A 1,458-nucleotide genomic window follows, 5' to 3' on the forward strand; every position below is an offset into this window, starting at 1 on the left:
TTCTTCAGCAGAACCGCAGCAGGGGTGGATTTGGTTTCGAAAGTGAAGCTACGGTCGCTGTAGACAGTGATGATCACTGGAGTCGGCAGACCTGCTTCAAGACCCTGAGTACGGGCGTTGAAAGCCTTGCAGAATTCCATGATGTTCACGCCGTGCTGACCCAGAGCAGGACCAACAGGTGGACTTGGGTTAGCCTGAGCGGCCTTCACTTGCAGCTTGATGTAAGCGGTAATCTTCTTGGCCATGAGGCACTCCAATTACGGGTTCGAACGCCTCGGAAAGGCTCCCCGGTTACTTGCGCGTTTATCCCAGTGACGACAAAACCCCACAGCCTAGGGCTGCGGGGTTGGGATGCTTGTCCAGTTAGACCTTTTCGACCTGACTGAACTCCAGCTCTACCGGAGTAGAGCGACCGAAAATAAGCACTGCCACTTGGATCCGGCTCTTTTCGTAGTTAACTTCTTCAACAACGCCATTGAAATCAGCGAATGGACCGTCGTTGACTCGCACCGTTTCGCCTGGCTCGAAGAGAGTCTTCGGCTTCGGCTTGTCGCTACCATCAGCAACACGACGCAGAATTGCTTCCGCCTCTTTATCGGTGATCGGCGCAGGCTTATCAGCAGTACCGCCGATAAAACCCATCACCCGAGGAGTGTCCTTGACCAAGTGCCAAGTACCCTCGTTCATATCCATCTGCACCAGCACATAGCCTGGGAAGAACTTGCGTTCGCTCTTGCGCTTCTGGCCATTACGCATTTCAACCACTTCTTCAGTGGGAACCAGAATCTCGCCGAAGCCATCTTCCATGCCAGCCAGCTTTACGCGCTCGACCAGCGAGCGCATCACATGCTTCTCGTAACCCGAGTAAGCATGCACAACATACCAACGCTTAGCCACGGGACACCCTTAGCCGACAATCAAGGAAACAAGCCAACCGAGGAGGGAATCAAGCCCCCACAACAGCAACGCCATAACCAGAACAACAGCCACCACAATCAGGGTGGTCTGCGTGGTTTCTTGGCGAGTTGGCCACACGACTTTACGAATCTCGGTGCGAGCTTCCTTAACCAGTACAAAGAAAGACTTGCCCTTCGCAGTCTGCAGGCCTACAAAGGCAGCTACAGCAGCAATGACAAGCAAAGCGAGTACACGGTACAGGATCGGCGAAGCAGAGTAATACTGATTGCCAACAACGCCTACAACTACCAAAGCGACTACTACAAGCCACTTGAGCAGATCGAAGCGAGAGCCTTGTGCTTCAGCCTTAGGAGTCATCTATGAAGATCCTGTGAAAAGAAAGCCAGACACACTGAGTGAATCTGGCAGGTCAGGAGGGAATCGAACCCCCAACCTACGGTTTTGGGGTCCCTGGGGGGTGGCAAATTGGGGAATGGCAAATAAAAAAAAAGGGGGGGGGGATTGTGGGGGGGGGGTTGTTTTTTGTGGGGTTGGGGATTA

2 protein-coding genes and 1 pseudogene are annotated in these 1,458 nt (G+C 53.3%); all 3 read right to left on the minus strand.

Features of this window, described 5'->3' with window-relative positions; translation table 11 throughout:
* Positions 1-245, minus strand: a pseudogene (gene rplK, locus ACIONG_RS30000) (50S ribosomal protein L11); the annotation flags it as partial.
* 118 nt (positions 246-363) lie between these two features.
* Complete coding sequence (gene nusG, locus ACIONG_RS30005; RefSeq protein ID WP_007916492.1) at positions 364-897, minus strand: transcription termination/antitermination protein NusG; 534 nt, start codon at positions 895-897, stop codon at positions 364-366.
* A 9-nt stretch (positions 898-906) separates the two neighbouring features.
* Positions 907-1,275 carry a preprotein translocase subunit SecE gene (gene secE / locus ACIONG_RS30010; RefSeq protein WP_007916493.1) on the minus strand — a complete coding sequence of 123 codons (369 nt, stop codon included), beginning with the start codon at positions 1,273-1,275 and terminating at the stop codon, positions 907-909.
* Positions 1,276-1,458: the final 183 nt, after the last annotated feature.

The organism is Pseudomonas sp. NPDC087817, from assembly GCF_044742875.1.
GTDB lineage: Bacteria > Pseudomonadota > Gammaproteobacteria > Pseudomonadales > Pseudomonadaceae > Aquipseudomonas.